Source organism: Actinomadura sp. NPDC049753, assembly GCF_040674655.1.
GTDB classification, from domain to species: Bacteria; Actinomycetota; Actinomycetes; order Streptosporangiales; family Streptosporangiaceae; genus Spirillospora; species Spirillospora verrucosospora.
In genome coordinates this window covers 1-2,024 of sequence record NZ_JBFARL010000426.1, presented here as the reverse complement: position 1 = coordinate 2,024, position 2,024 = coordinate 1, and the positions used below count along the sequence as shown (strand labels likewise).

Annotated in this window: 3 protein-coding genes; 2 read left to right on the top strand and 1 reads right to left on the bottom strand. The window is 75.5% G+C overall.

The annotated features are described in order from the left end of the window. The first annotated feature begins 102 nt into the window (after positions 1-102). Positions 103-558: a hypothetical protein gene (locus AB0K37_RS41900; RefSeq protein WP_363991739.1), complete on the top strand. Its 456-nt coding sequence runs from the start codon at positions 103-105 to the stop codon at positions 556-558. 33 nt (positions 559-591) lie between these two features. Here AB0K37_RS41900 and AB0K37_RS41895 read toward each other — a convergent pair whose 3' ends face one another. Next, on the bottom strand, positions 592-1,098 hold the full coding sequence (locus AB0K37_RS41895) for an ATP-binding protein (protein WP_363991736.1): 507 nt from the start codon (positions 1,096-1,098) through the stop codon (positions 592-594). A gap of 518 nt (positions 1,099-1,616) precedes the next feature. Here AB0K37_RS41895 and AB0K37_RS41890 point away from each other — a divergent pair. After that, positions 1,617-2,024: metalloregulator ArsR/SmtB family transcription factor (locus AB0K37_RS41890; RefSeq protein ID WP_363991733.1), on the top strand; the 408-nt coding region annotated here is incomplete at its 3' end.

Genomic DNA, 2,024 nt, shown 5'->3' with positions numbered 1-2,024 from the left:
TCGTCGAGGTGTCGGACCGGCCCTGGATCGTGATGGAGCTGGTCCTCGCACCGTCGCTGCAGGACATCATCGGGCGGCGAGGGCGCGGCGGCGCTGCGAGGGGTGCTGGGCCATCTGGCGGAGTGGACGCGGTGGCAGGCGGCCGCGATCCGGTCGGCGGCGACGGGCCGGGAGCCGGTGCTGGAGGGCCGCCCGCCGCCGTTCCCGCCGGCCTTCGGGCGGGACCTGCCCTACGACGCGCGGGAACGGATGATCCAGGACGCGATGGCGCTGCGTTCGCTGGGCGATCTGGCGCGCGATCTGCAGCAGGTGCTGGAGGCGGTGGCGCACTGGGCGGCCGAGTGCGACGACGCGCTGTGGGAGGCCGAGCTGCCCGACCCGCGCCCCTACGGGCCGCCGGGCCCGCCGCGCCCGCTGGCCGACCTGCTGGCGGGCTGGCGGGGCCCGCTCGCCCACATCGAGTGGCATCTGGACCGGCTCGCCGACGAGCCGCCGCTGCCGCCCGACGGCGAGGACGAGGACGTGTGGGTGGTGGACCGCTGCCCCCTGCAGGCCTGACCCCTGCCCGCCGGTGTCAGCGGGCCGGGGGTGTCAGCGGGCCGGGGCGCCGAGGGTGAGGGCGGGGGCGTCGAGGGGGTCCAGTTCGCGGGTGAACCAGATGGTCTTGCCCGGCGGCGCGGGCCGGGTGCCGAACTCGGTGGCCAGGGAGGCGACCAGGAGCAGGCCGCGGCCGGCCTCGGCCCAGTCCAGCACGGGGGGCGGCCCGGCGGGCACGCCGGGCGCGCGGGGGTCGGCGTCGCCGACCTCGCCGGTGAGGCGGACCCCGGCGGGGGCGGCCTCCAGGCGCAGGCCCAGGCGGACGGGTCCGGTGCCGTGCACGACGGCGTTGGCGACGAGCTCGTCCACGATGAGGACGACGTCGTCGACGTCGTCGGGGCCGGTGACGCGCCAGCGGCGCAGTGACCGGCGGGTGAGCGCGCGGGCCTGCGCCGGGGCGCGGGGGCCGGCGGCCAGATCCCAGGCCGCCTCCAGGCCGCCGTCGCCGTTCCTGGTTTCGCCGCCCGCAGGCCTGGTGGTCCCCGTCCACGTGGTGCGCACTGCCCCGTCCCCTCGTCTGTGCCGGGTCTGGCCGCCGGTTCGTGTGCGGTCGGTGCGGGCCTCGCGCGGTGGACCTGCCGGTCTCCCCGCGTTTCCACGCATCGACTCATATTCGTGGACGCTTCTCCCGGCGGGGCGGTGCACGGGCGCAGGCGACCCTCACCGCGGGGTGAGGTGAACTTCACGTGCGGGGTGGCGGTGGAGGAGGCACTGGCGCGGAGCCGCTAGAGTGGGTGCGTCGGTGTGGCATGTGTCCCCCGGGCTCTACCTGATGCCTTCGGGGAATACCGCCGGTCCCATGCGGTCCGGGCTGGAGCTTCGTTGTGCCTTTCGCCGTGAGGCGACCACCACACCGGCTTGACGCCAAGGCCCCGGCGGGTTGATCCCGCCGGGGCCTTGGCGTTCGCGCCTCCTTGCGGGCCGTCTCCGCTGCGCCAGCCCTCCCTCGTTCCCCCTCCCCTCTCACACCTCAAAGTATTCCTTGACAGGAATATTCGTCGCGGGGAATGATTGGGCCCATGGAGGAGATCCTCAACGCTCTGGCCGATCCGGTCCGGTGGCGGCTCGTGGCCCTGCTGGCCGAGCGGCCGCGCCCGGTCGGCGTCCTGGCGCAGCTCGCCGGCGCGCGCCAGCCGCAGACGACCAAGCATCTGCAGACGCTGGAGCGCGCCGGCGTCGTCACCTCGCAGCGGGCGGGCCAGCGCCGCGTCTACGCGCTGCGGCCCGGTCCCCTGCGGGACGTGGCGGCGGCGCTCGGCCGCCTTGCCGGCCAGGCGTTTGAACAGGGCGGTGAGCCTCGGGATGCTGCCTGGGGTGCGGTTCTTGGTGGCCACGAGCCAGTAGGTCTCGCCGCCCGCGGTCTTGCCGAACTTGGACCCGTCCGCCTTGGTCAGCAGCGGCGTGGTCAGCGCGTGCGCGCTGCCTCC